This window comes from Megasphaera sp. NM10, assembly GCF_000417505.1.
Classification (GTDB): domain Bacteria; phylum Bacillota; class Negativicutes; order Veillonellales; family Megasphaeraceae; genus Megasphaera; species Megasphaera intestinihominis.
This window is the reverse complement of sequence record NZ_APHY01000025.1, coordinates 16,469-33,183: the sequence shown is the minus strand read 5'-3', so window position 1 is coordinate 33,183 and position 16,715 is coordinate 16,469. Positions and strand designations below refer to the sequence as shown.

The following is a 16,715-nucleotide window of genomic DNA, read 5'->3' as shown; positions in this document are numbered from 1 at the left end:
CATGAACCACTAGCCACGGCCACGTTTTTTCGGTACAATATAATATTGCAGAGATATTTCCACCATATCTGTAGTTCAGGGAAAGGAGACGGCGCCAGGTCACGATGCTGCAACTCGATAAATCTACCAGCAAACCCTATTACGTACAAATCTATGAATATTATCGCCGGGAAATCGAAGAGCACCGGATGATAGCCGGCATGCGCCTCGACTCGGTCCGTGAACTGGCCCAGGCTGCGGGCATCAGCAAGATGACCGTCGAAAAGGCCTACTACCAGCTGGCCAGTGAAGGCTACATCCTGCGCCGCCATAAGGCCCGCTATGAAGTGGCCTCCCTGGGCGGTCTGGAAGCGCGGACCGAAGAGGCTGCTGCGCCCGTATTGCGTGAAGCCAGCCGTCTCCCTGTCTATGCCTATGACTTTGCCAGTGGCGACATGGCTTTGGAACGCTTTCCCCTCGACATATGGCGGAAATATATGAATCGGATCTTATCGGAGCCAGACCGGCTGCTGGCGGCCAATGATGACCAGGGCGTCCCTGATTTGCGCCGGGCCTTGAGCCGTTACGTCTATGAAACGCGCGGCGTCCATGCAGAGCCGTCGCAGATTATCATCGGTGCCGGGACGATTTCTCTTCTCGGCGTCCTGACCAATCTGCTTCACGATAAATATGCCTGCATCGGCGTCGAAGACCCGGGCTTCCGCCTGGGCCGGGAGATTTTCCGCAACAGCGGCTATTCCATCGTGCCCATTCCCATCAGCGGCGGACTGCTCCACGTCGATGCCCTGGAAGCCAGCGGCGTCCGCCTGGTCTACGTCAGCCCGTCCCATCAGTTCCCGACGGGGACGGTCATGCCCGCCGGCATCCGCCATCGTCTGCTGCATTGGGCTGAAAAGACGGATGGACTGATCATCGAAGACGATTACGACAGCGAGCTGCGCTATTATGGCCGCCCCGTCCCGGCTTTGCAGGGCCTGGACCGCCACGGCCGTGTCGTCTACATGGGGGCCTTGTCCAAGGTATTGCCCTTTTTCATCCGCCTCAGCTATATGGTACTGCCGCCTCAGCTCATGCCCCTTTACGAACAGCGGCGCAGCCTGTTCCGCCAGGGCGCGTCGGTTCCGGAGCAGTGCGTTCTGGCGGAATATATCGAGAGCGGCGAACTGGCCCGTCAGGTACGGCGCCTGCGCAAGGAATACCAGGAAAAAGGGGAGCTCTTAGGCCGGCTCTTAGTCGAAGCCTTTGGTCAGGATATCGTCGTAGGGCGGCTGGTTTCCGGCGTATACTGCCATATCCGCCTGCACAGCCGCTTATCGGAAGAAGAACTGCGCCGCCGGGCGGAACTGCAGGGCTGCCGTGTCTTGTCCATGCAGTCTTTTTATGAAACACCGTCGCAGGAAACGGATAAAGAATTTCTCCTGTCATTTTCAAAAATTCCCACCTGCAGGCTCCGCGATGCCGTAGCGGCGTTGCATGGAGCGTGGTCAGAGAAAGAAGGATACTAATGGCGAAAAGTTTGCGTTTTATTCAATGCGGGGATCTCCACTTAGGGAGCCCTTTCCATAACCTCTCCGCTATTGATGAACGGTGGCAGCGCATCGTCGGGAAAGCGCCGGTCCGGGCGTTCCAGAAAATCGTCCAGATGGCCATTGATAAACGGGTCCACGCTGTCCTCATCACCGGCGATGTCTACACCAGTGCCGATCACAACTTGACGGCACAGCTCGATTACGTGCGCCTTTTACATAAATTAGCACAGAATAACATCCAGGTCTTTGCCGTCCTGGGGAATCACGACCCGCTCGAAGCGTGGAAGGCGAAGATTCCCTTTCCGCCGAATGTCCACGTGTTTCCGACCGATGCTGTCGAACGGGTCCCCCTGGTCGTAGATGGCGAAGAAGTAGCGGCCATTTACGGGCAGAGTTATGCCAAGAGCGAACAGCGGGACAATCTGGCCTGGAAATTCAACCGCGCTGCTGGCGACCGATTTTCCATCGGCATGCTCCATACCCAGGTAGGCAGCCGGGATTCGACATATGCGCCGTGCACCCTGGAAGATTTGAAAGAATGTGGCATGGATTACTGGGCCCTCGGGCATATCCACAAGCATGAGATACTCTGCGAAAAGCCCTATGTCGTCTATGCCGGCAACCCGCAGGGCCTCGATTGTACGGAAACGGGGCCGCGGGGCTGTTATTACGTCGAAGTCGGACCGTATGGGACGACGGACCTGGAATTCATCGACACGAGCATCGTCCGCTGGGAAAGCATCGACCTCGCCATCGACGGTATCGAATCGGTGTCGGAACTGCGCGAGTCCGTCCGCTTCGCTAAGGAAAAAGTGCGCCGTGATATCGGCAAGCCGACGTTCCTGACGGTCAATTTCACCGGTTCCGGCAGTATGTACCACGTCCTCAACAATCCGGAGGCGACGCAGTACTGGCTGGAAAGCTGGCGTGAAGAAGAACAGGGGAAATACGCCTTCGTCATGGTCGAACGCCTGCGTAACCTGGCCCGTCCCAAGATGAATATGGACGAACGAAGTAAACTGCCCGACTCCGTCGGCGACTACTTGAATGTCTTCGACAAGCTGGAAAAGCTGGCTCCTGAAGAAAGGGCCAAGGCGCTGCGGGATATTCTCATGAGCCGCCCGGAATTTGAACGCCTCGGGGCCTATGGAAGGGCCCTGACGGACCAGCGCCTGCTGGAAACGTTCGAGAAAGCCAAGTGGCTGGGCGTACAGAAATTGCTGGAACATAGAAGAGGTTAAGCAGTATGAAGATTACAGAGATGCATTTGGATGATTTCGGGATTTACCATAATGTGAGCTGGAATCCGCCGGAACACGGCCTGATCGTCATGCATGGCCGCAACGAAAGCGGCAAGACGACGCTCATGAAATATGTCCGCTCCATGTTCTTCGGCTATCTGCGCGGAGACTGGAAGGGCTATTTCGGCAGCATGGGCATCCGTCGGGAAGACGGAAAGGAATACCGCATCGTCCGCAATGAAAAAGAATATTTCCTGTCAGACGGTCAGGAAAAAGTACAGGAAGAGCCAGCGAATCTGTGGTGGCACGGCCTGGACCGTCAGACGTATGATACGATTTTTGCCATGGGCCTGGAAGACCTGCAGGGCTTCAAAATCCTGTCCAATGAAGCCGTGCGCAGCCATTTCTTCAGCATCGAAGGCGGCATCGGCATGGGCCTGGCCCGCAGTGAAGTGACCAAGCATATGGGTGACCTCCTGGTCGCTTCGCCGCAGGGCAAGAAACCCATCAATGCCCTGCTCAACGAGCAGAAGGACTTCGACCGCCGCATTACCGGCATGGCCTACGATGAAGATGAATTCGCCAGCCTGCAGGAAACGGAACAGACGACGCATGAAATCGAGAACCGCATCCGCCTGGATATCGAAGAATCGAAGCAGCAGATCGAACGGATTTCCATGCCTATCGCTGCCTGGGATGTCTATAAACGCGGCCAGGACGCCATGCAGCATATGCAGGCCCTGGCCGATGTATCCCAGTTCCCGGCTGACGGCGCGCAGAAATGGGCCGAGCTGGAACAGAACATCAAGGCCATTGACGAACAGGTCCGCAAGCTCAAGGCGACGAGCCGCAAAGGCCCGGCCTTCCAGGAATCGTGGAACCGCTGGCTGGCCTGCGGCCCCCAGCTCGACGCCATGGCTCACCATGTCGGTGAATGGAAGCAGGGGCTGGAAGAGCTTTCGGACCATGAAGATAAGGAAATGGACTGGGAATTTGAAGGCACGAAACAAGCCGACCTGCTCAAGTCCTGGACCGATGGCAAGGATATTCCGGCAGCCGTCAACTGGACTCAGGGGATTTCGGCCGCCGCTGCCCTCGACCACAGTCGTCAGGATTTAGAGAAATGGCAGGCTGACAAGCCCAAGAATGTTTCCGGTGCCAGCGGCGAAGACGGTCCGGCTGAAAAGACCAAGGACGAATGGGATGTCATCGGGACGGCCGTAGCGACGATCCAGAACGTCGTCATGGAACGCCAGAAGATACAGGAACAGCTGGAATGGCTGAAGAACGAACCGGCTGGCTCGTCGAAGGCCTTTACCTTCGTCGGCATCGCTTTCCTGGTCCTGGCGGCTCTCTGCGTCGCCGCTGTCTATCTGGCTCACTTCGATTCGACCCTGGGCCTGGGCGGTGCCGCTGCCTGTGTCGTCATCGCCATCATTTCCCTGGTCCGCCAGAGTACCGGTGCCGACCGGGTTCCCCGGAAAATCGCAGAAATCGAAGGCCAGCTGGCAGGCGTCAACCGCAAAATCAGCGACTTAGCCAAAGAAGCGGAAATGACCCTCAGTACGGACGAATCGAACGAACGCTGGCTCCAGGAACTGGACGCCGTCCGCAAGCAGTATCTGGACTGGCAGACGCGGGAAACGAAGAATGCCTGGCAGAAAGAACAGAAAGTCATGTACGACGCCATTTATGAAAAATGGCAGTCCGATGGCAATACCTGCAAAAAACAGCTCCTGGCCTGTGAAACGGCCTGGGACGGCTGGCGCGATAAAAATAGTTTCAGCAAACTGGATACGGCCGATGTGGCCAAAGCCAAAGAAGCCTGGGATACGTGGCATGAAGTCACGACGGCCGCTGCCGATTGGAAGCGACGCAAGTTGGAATTGAAAGGCGCCATTTCCCGCTGGAGCGATACGGCAGAACAGATTTTCCGGGAAGTCGGCGTCAAGAAGGCCGTTTCCCCGGATACCGTCGAAGACGTCTACAAACAGTGGCAGGACATCCGCGTCCAGGCTGAAGTGGCCAAAGAACAGGACCGTCAGCAGAAAGAACGGGAAAGTCAGATTGCCAGCCTGGGAGAAGAACGGCAGCAGCGCGTCCAAGAACAGCAGGAACTGCTCAAGGCAACCGGCGCCCAGACGGAAGGCGAATTCCGCAGCAAAGTCCTGCGCTTCCGCCAGTTCCACCAGTACAAAGAAGTCTATGACCAGACGGAAGCCCATATCCGCCTCATCGCCAAGACGCCGAAAAACCTGGCCGAACTGCGCCATGAATTGAAAATCCATACCTTGAAGACCTGGACAGATGAACGCGACTACTACCAGAAAAAAATCGCCGATGCCGAAAAGAAACTGGCTGAAGTCGCAGAAAAACGAGGCAGTATCATTGAACGCCTGAGCCAGATGGCCAAGAGCGACGAATACGGCAAGCTCCTGCAGGCCAAACAGAACCGCAAGGCCGAACTGGACCGCGACGTCGACGACTGGCTGACCAATATGTACACCCAGTACATGCTGGAACAGGCCCAGGAATACTACGAACGGGTCCGCCAGCCTATCGTCATCCGCCAGGCCGGCGAATACCTCAATCTCATGACCCAGGGCCGCTATACCCTGCAGGCTAGCCTGGACGGCAAACAGCTCTTTGCCGTCGATGGCAGCCAGCGCCGCGTCCCGGAAAAACAGTGGAGCAGCGGCCTGGGCGACCAGATTTACCTGGCCATCCGCATCAGCCTGGCCATGGCCTTCTCCAAACAAATCGAACCGATGCCGCTCATCCTCGACGACATCCTCGTCCGCTTCGACGAACAGCGCCAGAAAGAAGCCATCCAGTTCCTGGCCTCGTTGGGCAAAAAAGAACAGATATTCCTGTTCACCTGCTCCGATGCCACGTTGCACCTGGCCGAAGAAGTCCAAAAACAACTGTCTGGAGAAACAGACACGATCCATCTCTTTGAAATCGAAAAAGGGACGATACGGGGAAAGGAAGGCTTATGCTAGAGTATGTAGTTCGACAAACGGCGGCCTACATGGAATCCATGCCTAAACAGATTCGCAAAAAAAGTGGTCAATTCTTTACCAGCATAGAAACAGCCCGGTTCATGGCCGGGCTGTTTGCTATCCCTGCACAGCCTGAAATTACCATATTGGATCCCGGAGCTGGCACGGGTATCCTTACGGCTGCTTTATTGGAACGTATTTCGGCAATCCCAGCTGTGGAACGAGTACACCTTATATGTTATGAAACAGATGAAAAAATCATTCCTGTTTTAGAAGATAATCTTCGTTATGTGACCGCTCATTGTTTAAAAAAAGCTGACTATGAGCTCCGCACTTTGAATTATATTACAAGCCAGGAAAATGCTTTCAATGGAGGCCTGTTTCCAGAATCAGGCATCACTTGCGACCTCTGTATTGGCAACCCGCCGTATATGAAAATCGGAAAAGATGCGCCTGAAGCTAAAGCCATGCCGGCAATTTGTTATGGTGCTCCTAATTTATATTTTCTCTTTGCGGCTATGTCGTTATTTAATGTCCGTGACGGCGGAGAAATGGTTTACATCATTCCCCGTTCTTGGACAAGTGGCATGTATTTCAAGCGCTTTCGCCAATATTTATTCAGCCATGGTGTGATTGAGCAGATTCACTTGTTTACCAGTCGGGATAAGGTCTTTGATACCGAACAGGTATTGCAAGAAACGATGATTGTCAAGATACGGAAACAGCGTCAGGTTCCTTCGGATATATTGGTCACTTCTTCTGAAGCTAATTGTGATTTCCGTCATTTACAGCAGATTTCATTGCCTTATTCGGATGTAGTTTCCGGATCGGACCAGTATGTCTTTTTGATGACTAATCATCGGGAAGTAGACGCTATCTGCTTGTTAAACACATTTCCCTATACCCTGCCAGATTTCGGTATGAAAATGAAAACGGGATTGACTGTTGATTTTAGGGAGAGGGAGTCTTTGCGGAATACTGAAGTCGATGGGGCCGTACCGCTCTTTTTTGCCCAGCATATACAAAACGGTCATATTTGCTTTCCGATTGGTAAAGAAGGGGAATATTTAGTACCATCCCGGAAAAGTTTGGTACAGCCTAATACTAATTATTTGTTTATCAGGCGGTTTACGGCAAAGGAGGAAAAGCGCCGATTACAATGTGGTATTTATTTGGCAGAACAATTTCCGCAATATCAGACCATAAGCACGCAGAATAAAATCAATTTCATTGATAATGCGGACCATACATTGTCTAAAGATGTAGTATATGGGCTATATGTTTTGTTCAATTCTACCCTTTATGATGTATATTACCGGGTACTCAATGGTTCTACGCAGGTCAATGCTACAGAAATCAATCATATGCCTGTTCCAGCTATTTCGATTATTGAAGAACTAGGGCGAGCATTTTTGAAGCAATCCGATATAACAGAAAAAACGTGCAATCAGATCTTGGAGGGATTTTTACATGGGAAAAATCAGCGAAGCTCAAGCCATTCTTAGAGCTATTGGGATGCCCGAACGCCAGCAAACGCCTATTTGTGCGTTGAGTTTGCTGGCTTTGGCTCATATACGGCCTGATGATGACTGGTGTCAGGCTAGCAATGAGTGGATTCGTATTCACGATATAATTCAGTTCGTTAATCTGAATTATGAAGTTGATTATGCAGAGAATAGTCGGGAAACGTTCCGAAAGCAGGCTATGCATCATTTTCGCAATGCCGCTTTGATTGAAGATAATGGAAAAGCGACGAATAGTCCCAACTATCGCTATCGGTTGACTCAGGAAACAGTCCGCCTTTTGCAGACTTTTCACACCGACTTATGGGAAAAATCTTTGAAAGAATTTACTGATGTTCACGAATCACTGATTTCCATTTACGCATCGAAAAAAAAACGTTCAGAAAATGCCAGTCATGATTAATGAGACGGCCTATACTTTTTCACCAGGTAAGCATAATGCCTTACAAAAAGCTATCTTGGAAGAATTTGCACCGCGCTTTGCACCAGGGGCTATTTGCTTGTATGTTGGTGATACGACTAATAAAAACTTAGTGGAAAACCAGACGTTACTGAAACAATTAGGAATTGCTCTGACAGAACATGATAAGTTGCCCGATGTCATCCTGTATTGCAAGGACGTCGACTGGATTTACTTTGTTGAAGCCGTGACCTCCGTGGGTCCTATGAGTCCTAAACGCTTACAAGAATTGGAAGCTATGACTCAGCAGGTCACGAGCGGGAAAATCTATGTTACCGCTTTTCCTGATGTAACCGTCTACAAACGTTTTGTGGCGGACTTAGCTTGGGAAACCGAAGTTTGGATTGCCGATGAACCAGATCACATGATTCACCTTAACGGCAATCGGTTTATGGGGCCGCGTTGAATTTATAAAAGGGGCTGTCGCACGAAGAATTTTGTCATCATGCGAGGCCCCGTTTACTTTATAGTTTGTAGCACAGAGTTTGTAGTTTGCAGAGAAAACCTTTAAATTTAAAACTATCCGCTAACCCCGAACCACTAGCCACTAACAACTCAAAAAGGGCTTGTCGTATGATGACAAGCCCTTTTTTCACGCCCAGACGAATCCGGTCATAGCCATGGATCCTAAGGTGCAGGTATTATTGAATGGTGTAGCTTTATCCGTTCCGGCGGCGCCCAGGCAATAGAGCAGGGGCAGGTAGTGTTCCGGTGTCGGCACGGCGTAGGCTGCGTGTTCGTGGTTTTCGTAGTGGATGATGTTGTCGATGTTGCCGGCGATGACATTATCGACGATATCCTGGTTGAAGTGTTTGGCTGCTTCGGAGCCGCCGCGCTTGTTCCATTCGACGCGGCGCAGGTTGTGGACGATGTTGCCACTGGCCCAGATGAGGTAGCCTTTTTCTCGGAGCGGGGCGAGTTTCTGGCCGAGTTCAAAGCATTGGTCCGGTGTAAACGTGCTGTTTACAGAAAGCTGGACGACTGGGATGGGCGCGTTGGGGAACATGTGGACCATAACACTCCATGTTCCGTGATCGATACCCCATGAATCGTCGATAGAAACGTCATTGCCCAAAAGCTGGCAGACGTCCTGGGTCAGTTCCGAACAGCCCTTGGCTGGGTATTGGAGCTGATAGAGCTCTTCTGGGAAGCCGTACATGTCGTAGATTTGACGCGGCTTGTCGGCACTCTGGATATACGTGCCTGGGACATACCAATGGGCCGAGATGGCCAGGATGGCTTTCGGTCTGTCCTCACTGGTTAGAACGTCTGCGCCGACGCGCTGCATTTCGCGCGTCAAGTCGTTTTCATCGATAGCCAGCATCGGACTGCCATGACCGGTGAAGATAACAGGCGTTTTTTTCATTATGATGAATCCCCCTTTGCATAGAAACCATAAAGATAAAACCATCTTTAGTATATCATGAAGTTACTTTACGTCAACAAACTGCCATTTTTCACATATTTAATAATCACGAGGGAGTCGCAAAAATTTACGAATATTATAGTGCTGGATTCCATCCTGGCTAAAGTCGAGTTCGTCCATAGAAACGACGTATTTGGGATAATTGTCTTTTATGTCTTTATATACACGGAATTCGCGTTCGATAGTTTCTGGTGAAGCGAGTAAATATGTGACCTGGACATAACATTTTCGATTTCCTTTTTCGGCAATGAAATCGACTTCAAAATTTCCTGTTTTGCCAATCGTTACCGTATAGCCGCGGCGCAATAATTCCAAGCAGACAATGTTTTCTAATATTTGGTCGATATCGCGGGCATTGTGGCCATATACGGCTTCTCGCAGGCCATGGTCAACGACATAGTACTTTTCATTGATAGAAAGCAGTTTCTTCCCTAATAAATCTTGGCGGGGGATTTTATAGAATAAATAAGCTGTTGTACAAGCATTCAGGTAATTCAATACGGTATCGTTGGAAACTTTTCGATGTTCACTTTTCAAGTATTTTGTAATGTTAGAAGCACTGAAAACGTGGCCGATACTGCTGAGGGCATATCCGATGATGCGCTCTAATAAATCGACGTCGCGCAGATTATTCCGTTGGACAATATCCTTTAAAATTACGGAATTGTACATATCCTGCAAATACTGACGAGATGGGCCTTCTTGGAAATGGAGATTCATTAAGAAAGGCATCCCGCCGAAGAGTAGGTATTTTTGGAAGGCTTGCGGGGTATCGTCTAATTGATTTGCTAATATAAATTCTTGATAAGAAAAAGGATAAATGACGAATTGAACATAGCGGCCGGCTAAATAGGTGGAAAGTTCCCCAGAAAGCAGCTTAGCATTTGAACCGGTAAGATAAATATCGACATCGAAAGCGACACGCAGGGAGTTGATGACCCGTTCCCAATTCGTCACTTCTTGTATTTCATCTAAAAAAATGTATATTTTTCCTTTTATGGCAGCTGCTTTGTCTGCAATCCATTGATAGAGTGCCATGGGTTGGCACAAGGGGAGATTGGCCAAATCTTCAAAATTTAGGCTTATCATTTGATCAGGACGGACTTGTTGAGATAATAGTTCTTCCTGGATTAATTGCAGCATGACTGATTTTCCGCTGCGGCGTATTCCTGTCAATACCTTTATGAGATCCGTGTTAATGAACGGTCTGATTTGTTTCATGTAATATTCGCGCTGAATCATGGTATCCCATCCTTTCTGAAAAACTATTTATACTATTATACCAGTATATTTTACAGTTTTCCATAATTCATACTATTATACTAGTATGAATTATGGAAAATAGGAATTCTAACTAGTATAGTAGTTGGATTTTTCGTTTACTTGTGAGGATACGCTTCTTTTGCTATAATGAACGGGTAACGTACAGGTTACGGACTTGATTTTTTAGAGATAACGACTGTGCGTCCTTTTGGGCGCCTTCGTTATCTCTTTTTTTGTTGGGAGGAATTATTGTGGAAGTTCGTCATTATCATTGGAAAGATGGAAAATCCCTGACTGTCGGGGAACGGACGCTGGTCATGGGCGTCCTCAATTATACGCCTGACTCTTTTTCTGATGGCGGGAAATGGAATAATGCCGATGTAGCCTTGAAGCACATGGAAGAAATGGTAGCCGAAGGGGCGGATATCATCGACATCGGCGCCGAATCGTCACGGCCGGGTTTTACGCCGATTTCGGCAGCCGAAGAGATTTCCCGGCTGGAAACGATTTTGCCGCGCCTTGTCAAAGCCTGCCCGGTCCCCATTTCTGTCGATACGTATAAGGCTGAAACGGCAGACTATGCCATGCGTACGGGTGCCCATATCATGAATGATATCTGGGGCCTCCAGTATGCGCCGGAACCGGGACAGATGGCCGCTGTAGCCGCAAAATACGGCGTTCCTGTCGTCGTCATGCATAACCAGGACGGTACAGAATACGGCGACATCATCGAGGATATGAAGCGCTTCTTCATCCGCTCGGCCATCATTGCAGACCAGGCCGGCATGAGCCAGGACCAGATCATCACCGACCCGGGCATCGGCTTTGGCAAGACCTTTGACCAGAATGTCTACGTCATGAAGCACTTGCGGGATCTGACAGGCCTGCCGTATCCCATGCTCCTGGGGACGAGCCGCAAGGGCTTTATCGGCAAGATCCTCGACCTGCCGGTTACGGAACGGATGGAAGGGACCGGGACGACCTGTGTCGCTGGCGTCCTGGCCGGCTGCGCGATTGTCCGCGTCCATGACGTCAAACCCATCGTCCGCATGTGCCAGATGGCCGATGCTCTGCGTTAGATAAATTAGTCAGGTAAAACCTTTTACTGTATAAATATGACGGAACTTCCTTGACTGCCGTGGCCTGGCGGCGGTATAATGGCTCAAATGTATATAAGCTGATAGGGAGGTTTCTACATGGAAAATAAAAGTCTGCGCGGCCTCGTCGTATGCCGCAATTTTTTACAGGATCCCGTCATCAAGGCCCTGCTGGCCGTCCAGGAACAGGGGGATAATCCCTTTGGCAAGCATGAAGCGGCAGCGGTCCTCTTGGAACGGGCGGAACAGCTGGGCCTCAGCGGCAATATCCTGCGCCAGTATTTCCTCTATCTCTTGGGGGAAGGCGATACGGTCGCTGCCGAAGCCATTGAACGGTTGGGCAAGGCCGGCACGGGCATGACCAAGGCCCTGCTCTTGGATATGACTCTGCTCTGGCCGTATCTGCAAAAGGCCGCTTCCGACTTCCTCGGCGTCGATTTCCTCGACAACTACGAACCGGCTGTCCCCAAAGTTTACGGCTATGTCCAGACCCTGGAAACGGCCCTCATGGCAGCGTCGACGCCAGAAGAAGCGACGAAAGTCTTACTGCATCATTATGCAGTATACGGCCGGGGCAAACTGGCACAGTTCATGGCCTTCCGCATCGGTGAAGACGGGGACCTCGTAGGCATCGAGAATTTCCCCCATCTTGCCTGGGATGACCTCATCGGCTATGCGGCTCAGAAAGAAAAGCTCCTGGCCAATACGACGGCCTTTCTGGCTGACCGGGCGGCCAATAACGTCCTCTTGACGGGTTCCCGCGGGACGGGCAAGTCGACGGCTGTCAAAGCCCTGGTCTGCCGCTACCATGAACAGGGCCTGCGCCTCATCCAGGTCCAGCGCGGCCAGCTCCACAATCTGCAGCAGCTCATGGAAAAACTCGGCGACATCGGCAGCAAGAAGTTCATCCTCTTCTTGGATGATTTGTCCTTCGATGAAAATGAAAAAGAGTATAAATACCTCAAGTCGGCCATCGACGGCGGCGTCACGCCACAGCCGAAAAACGTGCTTATTTATGCAACATCGAACCGTCGCCACCTCTTGAAGGAAACGTGGCACGACCGCAACGACGAACTGGACGAAGTCTACCGCGATGACAGCACGAACGAGTCGATTTCCCTGTCGGACCGCTTCGGCCTCATCCTCCATTACTCGGCGCCGACGCAGGATGAATACTTGCAGATCATCGCCCATGAGCTGAAAAAAGCCGGCATTACCCTGGACCCGGAAGAGCTTCGTGTCGAAGGCGTCCGCTGGGAAATGGAACATTCCGGCCGCAATGGCCGCATTGCTCAGCAGTTTGTGAAATGGTATCTGGGCAATCGCAAGGCTTAAGAATCTTAGGCAAGTAAACGTTTAACCAAACTTTTTTCGGAAAAATTCCAAAAAAGCATTGACAAACAGCACGGCATTTTGTAGAATGTGTTCAAGCTTTTCAAACGGGCCACAACGATAAAGGCTCGCAAAAGCATATAGTGAAATCTGATGACGGGAAAGAGTAGTTCGTCCGGACATTCCCAGAGAACCGGCGGCTGGTGCGAGCCGGTAATGAATGGCGATTGAAAATCATCCCCGAAGAGAAGTGCTGAAGCAAGATTAAGCACTGACGATTTTTCCACGTTATAGGAAACGCGTATGTTGGTACGTTGTAGAGAGCCTGGCTGCAGTAATGCGCCGGGAATCAGGGTGGTATCGCGGAATAGTACTCCGTCCCTCAGTGAGGGGCGGAGTTTTTTTTGTTGGCCTCTTTCGACGAATCTCTAAATCCCAACGAGAATAAATTATTTTATACTCACAAGGAGAGATGTTATTATGGCAAAAGTATTTTATGATCAGGACGTAAATTGGGACGTTATGAAAGGCAAAAAAGTTGCCGTCATCGGTTATGGCAGCCAGGGTCATGCTCATGCATTGAACCTCAAGGACAGCGGCGTCGACGTCGTCGTCGGCTTGTATGAAGGCAGCAAATCGGTTGAAAAAGCTAAAGCAGCCGGCCTCGAAGTCAAGACCGTTGCTGAAGCTGTCAAAGATGCTGACGTCACGATGGTCCTCATTCCGGACGAAAAACAGGCTGACGTATATGCAACGGAAATCGCTCCGAACTTGAAATCCGGCAGTGCCCTCGCCTTTGCACACGGCTTCAACGTTCACTTCAAACAGATCGTCCCGCCGGCTGATGTCGACGTATTCATGGTCGCTCCGAAAGGCCCGGGCCATCTCGTCCGTCGTACATTCGTAGAAGGCGGCGGCGTCCCCGACGTATTCGCTGTCGAACAGGATGCTTCCGGCAAATGCTTCGACCTCGCTTTGGCTTATGCCCGCGGCATCGGCGGCACGCGTGCCGGCGTCATCCAGACGACTTTCCAGGAAGAAACAGAAACAGACCTCTTTGGTGAACAGGCAGTCCTCTGCGGCGGCATCTGCCAGCTCATCACCAACGGTTTTGAAACCCTTTGCGAAGCTGGTTATCAGCCGGAAATCGCTTACTTTGAAACCTTCCATGAAATGAAGTTGATCGTCGACCTCATGTACGAAGGCGGCATGGCTAAGATGCGTAAATCCATCAGTGATACCGCTGAATACGGCGATTACACGGCTGGCCCGCGTGTCGTAACCCAGGAATCGAAGAAAGCCATGAAAGAAGTCCTCAACGACATCCAGTCCGGTGCCTTCGCCAAAGATTGGCTCCTCGAAAACAAAGCCGGCGGCCGCGCTCACTTCCTGGCTATGCGCCGTCAGCATGCGGAACATCCGCTCGAACAGGTCGGTGAAAAACTCCGTGCCATGATGCCGTGGCTCCACAACAACGACCAGAACGACTAAGACATAGTTTGAAGTTGGATGTTTGGAGTTTGAAGTTGGAAATAACTTTTAACATCAAACTTCAGACATCAAACCCAAGAAGCAGGTTGATTGAAGAATAGCTTCTTTGTAAGTATGAGTCATGTTTTATGATGAGGTGAATGAGATGAAAATGACCGGAGCACAAGCAGTGATCGAATGCTTGAAACGTGAACAGGTACAAGTCGTCTTCGGCTATCCCGGCGGGGCTGTCCTGACATTATATGATGAATTATATAAAGCCAAATTTCCCCATGTCCTGACAGGCCACGAACAGGGAGCTGTCCACGCCGCTGACGGCTATGCCCGCGCTACGGGCAAGCCCGGTGTCTGCTTTGCTACGTCCGGTCCTGGCGTCTGCAACATGGTTACAGGCATTGCCACGGCCAACATGGATTCCATTCCCCTCGTCGTCATCAGCGGCCAGGTAGCAACGCCCCTTATCGGGCGCGATTCCTTCCAGGAAGCTGATATCTCCGGTATTACCACGCCGATTACGAAACACAACTATTTAGTGAAGAACGTCAAGGAATTGCCCCGGGTCTTGAAAGAAGCCTTTTACATCGCAACCACAGGCCGGCCCGGGCCGGTCCTTGTCGATATTGCCAAGGATGTATTCGATACACCTTTTGAATTTGAATATCCCGAAGAAGTCCATCTGCGCGGCTACCAGGGCCATCACGTCGGCAATGAAGCCGATGTCGACCACGCCGTCGAAGCCATTGAAAAGGCAAAGCGCCCGGTCATCCTCACCGGTGGCGGCGTCGTCCTTTCCAACATGTCGGACCGCTTGAAGCACATCGTCCAGCAGATGCATGTCCCTGTCGTCACGACCCTCATGGGCAAGGGCTGCGTCCCCGATACGTATGACGCCCACCTGGGCATGGTCGGCATGCATGGCTCGTACGCTGCCAATATGGCCGTTACGAAATGCGACCTCCTGGTCGCCATCGGCGCCCGATTCGATGACCGCGTCACTGGCGACGTCGAAAATTTCGCGCCGAACGCGCAGATCGTCCACTTCGATATCGATAAAGTAGAAATCAATAAAATCGTCCACGCCGACATCAGCGTCAACGGCGACCTCCGCTGGTCCCTGCCGCTCCTCGACGAAAAGCTGGCAGCTCATGAAACGCATCTGGCGGACCGCTATGGTGAATGGCGGACTTTCGTCCTCGATATGAAGGCCGCTCATCCCTTTGCCACGCGGGACCTTCCCGATGCCGTTTCGCCGCAGAAGCTCTTTGAAGAGGTCCAGAAGTGGACCGACGACGACACCATCGTCGTTACCGACGTCGGCCAGCACCAGATGTGGGCAGCTCAGTTCTTCGATTTGAATAAGCCCCGCCGCTTCGTTACCTCTGGCGGTCTGGGTACTATGGGCTATGGCCTGCCGGCTGCCCTCGGTGCCAAGCTGGGCTGTCCCAAGTCGAAAGTCGTCTTATTCACTGGCGACGGCAGTATCATGATGAACTGCCAGGAATTCGCCACTCTTCATAAATATGGCGTCGATGTCAAGACCATCGTCCTCCACAACAACGTCCTGGGCATGGTCAACCAGTGGCAGCGCTTGTTCTACAACGGCCACTGCGCTGAATCGCTGATTGGGGATAACCCCGATTTGACAGCCGTATCCGCGTCCATGGGGGTTCCCGGGACGGCCGTCCATAAGCCGGAAGACCTGGCTAAAGCCGTAGAAGCCCTGTTCAAGACGGAAGGGCCGGCACTGCTCGACGTCTTCATCCCGGCTGATGAAAATGTCTATCCCATGGTTCCCGGCGGCAAGCGCCTGGACCAGATGGTATTGGGAGGTGAAGGGAAATGATGAGACAACATCTCGCTATTCTCTGCGACAATAAACCGGGCGTCCTGACGCACGTCGCCGGCCTGATCAGCCGCAGAGCCATTAATATTGAATGTATCAATGCCGGTTATACGGAAGAAGCTGACGTAACGCGTATCAACATCGTCGTTTCCGTTGAAAACCGCTGGGAACTCGACCAGGCCGTCAACCAGCTGGCCAAGCTCATCGACGTCATCAAAGTCGTCAACCTCGACGATGCGCCGTTCATCAGCTATGAACTGGCGATGATCAAAGTCCAGAGCCCGACGCCGCAGACCCGCGAAGAACTGACCAATATCGCCCAGCTCTTCAACGCCAAGATCGTCGACGTCCAGCGCCGTTCCCTGGTCCTGCGCCTGACAGGCCGGGAAGACCATATCGAGGCTCTTTTGGAAATGCTGAAAGATTATGATATTATTGAAATCGCCCGGACCGGGCAGATTTCCCTGTCCCGCGGCGAAATGGCCGTCAAGGATATGTAGAGAAAGGA

Annotated in this window: 13 protein-coding genes and 1 other annotated feature; of the genes, 11 read left to right on the top strand and 2 right to left on the bottom strand. The window is 51.8% G+C overall.

The genetic code is table 11. The features are described from left to right. Window positions 1-104 precede the first annotated feature (104 nt). Genes pdxR through NM10_RS14500 form a run of 6 tightly spaced genes read left to right on the top strand, consistent with a single transcriptional unit; the run spans window position 105 to window position 8,161 of the window. Complete coding sequence (pdxR, locus tag NM10_RS05580) at window positions 105-1,505, top strand: MocR-like pyridoxine biosynthesis transcription factor PdxR (RefSeq protein WP_020310620.1); 1,401 nt, start codon at window positions 105-107, stop codon at window positions 1,503-1,505. Further along, the gene (locus NM10_RS05575) at window positions 1,505-2,770 is read left to right on the top strand and encodes a metallophosphoesterase family protein (protein ID WP_020310619.1); all 1,266 of its coding nucleotides are present in this window, start codon (window positions 1,505-1,507) and stop codon (window positions 2,768-2,770) included. The genes pdxR and NM10_RS05575 overlap by 1 nt, the downstream gene beginning before the upstream one ends. Window positions 2,771-2,775: 5 nt before the next feature. Next, complete coding sequence (locus NM10_RS05570) at window positions 2,776-5,772, top strand: ATP-binding protein (protein ID WP_020310618.1); 2,997 nt, start codon at window positions 2,776-2,778, stop codon at window positions 5,770-5,772. Then, the gene (locus tag NM10_RS05565) at window positions 5,766-7,277 is read left to right on the top strand and encodes an Eco57I restriction-modification methylase domain-containing protein (protein WP_020310617.1); all 1,512 of its coding nucleotides are present in this window, start codon (window positions 5,766-5,768) and stop codon (window positions 7,275-7,277) included. Before NM10_RS05570 ends, NM10_RS05565 begins: the two co-directional genes overlap by 7 nt. Further along, complete coding sequence (locus NM10_RS14505) at window positions 7,243-7,698, top strand: hypothetical protein (RefSeq protein WP_239639628.1); 456 nt, start codon at window positions 7,243-7,245, stop codon at window positions 7,696-7,698. The genes NM10_RS05565 and NM10_RS14505 overlap by 35 nt, the downstream gene beginning before the upstream one ends. Continuing rightward, complete coding sequence (locus NM10_RS14500) at window positions 7,691-8,161, top strand: BsuBI/PstI family type II restriction endonuclease (RefSeq protein ID WP_239639627.1); 471 nt, start codon at window positions 7,691-7,693, stop codon at window positions 8,159-8,161. The genes NM10_RS14505 and NM10_RS14500 overlap by 8 nt, the downstream gene beginning before the upstream one ends. A gap of 186 nt (window positions 8,162-8,347) precedes the next feature. Here the strand turns inward: NM10_RS14500 and ygiD are convergent, their stop codons facing one another. Further along, complete coding sequence (gene ygiD / locus NM10_RS05555; protein WP_020310616.1) at window positions 8,348-9,121, bottom strand: 4,5-DOPA dioxygenase extradiol; 774 nt, start codon at window positions 9,119-9,121, stop codon at window positions 8,348-8,350. Between the two features lie 99 nt (window positions 9,122-9,220). Beyond that, window positions 9,221-10,423, bottom strand: a complete 1,203-nt coding sequence (locus tag NM10_RS05550) for an ATP-binding protein (RefSeq protein WP_020310615.1) — start codon at window positions 10,421-10,423, stop codon at window positions 9,221-9,223. A 272-nt stretch (window positions 10,424-10,695) separates the two neighbouring features. Between NM10_RS05550 and folP the strand changes: the two genes are divergently transcribed. The 5 genes from folP to ilvN all read left to right on the top strand — a co-directional run bounded on the left by folP (window position 10,696) and on the right by ilvN (window position 16,707). After that, complete coding sequence (gene folP, locus NM10_RS05545) at window positions 10,696-11,523, top strand: dihydropteroate synthase (RefSeq protein ID WP_020310614.1); 828 nt, start codon at window positions 10,696-10,698, stop codon at window positions 11,521-11,523. Window positions 11,524-11,640: 117 nt separating this feature from the next. Then, complete coding sequence (locus NM10_RS05540; protein ID WP_020310613.1) at window positions 11,641-12,876, top strand: ATP-binding protein; 1,236 nt, start codon at window positions 11,641-11,643, stop codon at window positions 12,874-12,876. A 141-nt stretch (window positions 12,877-13,017) separates the two neighbouring features. After that, window positions 13,018-13,259: a binding site (T-box leader), on the top strand. A 94-nt stretch (window positions 13,260-13,353) separates the two neighbouring features. After that, a complete protein-coding gene (gene ilvC / locus NM10_RS05535; protein WP_020310612.1) occupies window positions 13,354-14,364 on the top strand; it encodes a ketol-acid reductoisomerase in 1,011 nt (336 codons plus the stop codon). A gap of 145 nt (window positions 14,365-14,509) precedes the next feature. Then, window positions 14,510-16,207, top strand: coding sequence for a biosynthetic-type acetolactate synthase large subunit (gene ilvB / locus NM10_RS05530; protein WP_020310611.1), 1,698 nt, complete (start codon window positions 14,510-14,512; stop codon window positions 16,205-16,207). After that, entirely contained in the window at window positions 16,204-16,707 is a 504-nt protein-coding gene (gene ilvN / locus NM10_RS05525; RefSeq protein WP_020310610.1) for an acetolactate synthase small subunit, read from the top strand. Before ilvB ends, ilvN begins: the two co-directional genes overlap by 4 nt. Window positions 16,708-16,715: the final 8 nt, after the last annotated feature.

Excerpts from the sequence above, each read along its gene's own strand:
- NM10_RS14505 (WP_239639628.1), top strand. The coding sequence starts at position 7,243 with ATGGGAAAAATCAGCGAAGCTCAAGCCATTCTTAGAGCTATTGGGATG.
- NM10_RS05540 (WP_020310613.1), top strand. The coding sequence starts at position 11,641 with ATGGAAAATAAAAGTCTGCGCGGCCTCGTCGTATGCCGCAATTTTTTA.
- NM10_RS05570 (WP_020310618.1), top strand. The coding sequence starts at position 2,776 with ATGAAGATTACAGAGATGCATTTGGATGATTTCGGGATTTACCATAAT.
- ilvC (WP_020310612.1), top strand. The coding sequence starts at position 13,354 with ATGGCAAAAGTATTTTATGATCAGGACGTAAATTGGGACGTTATGAAA.
- ygiD (WP_020310616.1), bottom strand. The coding sequence starts at position 9,121 with ATGAAAAAAACGCCTGTTATCTTCACCGGTCATGGCAGTCCGATGCTG.
- ilvB (WP_020310611.1), top strand. The coding sequence starts at position 14,510 with ATGAAAATGACCGGAGCACAAGCAGTGATCGAATGCTTGAAACGTGAA.
- NM10_RS05575 (WP_020310619.1), top strand. The coding sequence starts at position 1,505 with ATGGCGAAAAGTTTGCGTTTTATTCAATGCGGGGATCTCCACTTAGGG.
- NM10_RS05565 (WP_020310617.1), top strand. The coding sequence starts at position 5,766 with ATGCTAGAGTATGTAGTTCGACAAACGGCGGCCTACATGGAATCCATG.
- pdxR (WP_020310620.1), top strand. The coding sequence starts at position 105 with ATGCTGCAACTCGATAAATCTACCAGCAAACCCTATTACGTACAAATC.
- NM10_RS14500 (WP_239639627.1), top strand. The coding sequence starts at position 7,691 with ATGATTAATGAGACGGCCTATACTTTTTCACCAGGTAAGCATAATGCC.
- ilvN (WP_020310610.1), top strand. The coding sequence starts at position 16,204 with ATGATGAGACAACATCTCGCTATTCTCTGCGACAATAAACCGGGCGTC.
- NM10_RS05550 (WP_020310615.1), bottom strand. The coding sequence starts at position 10,423 with ATGATTCAGCGCGAATATTACATGAAACAAATCAGACCGTTCATTAAC.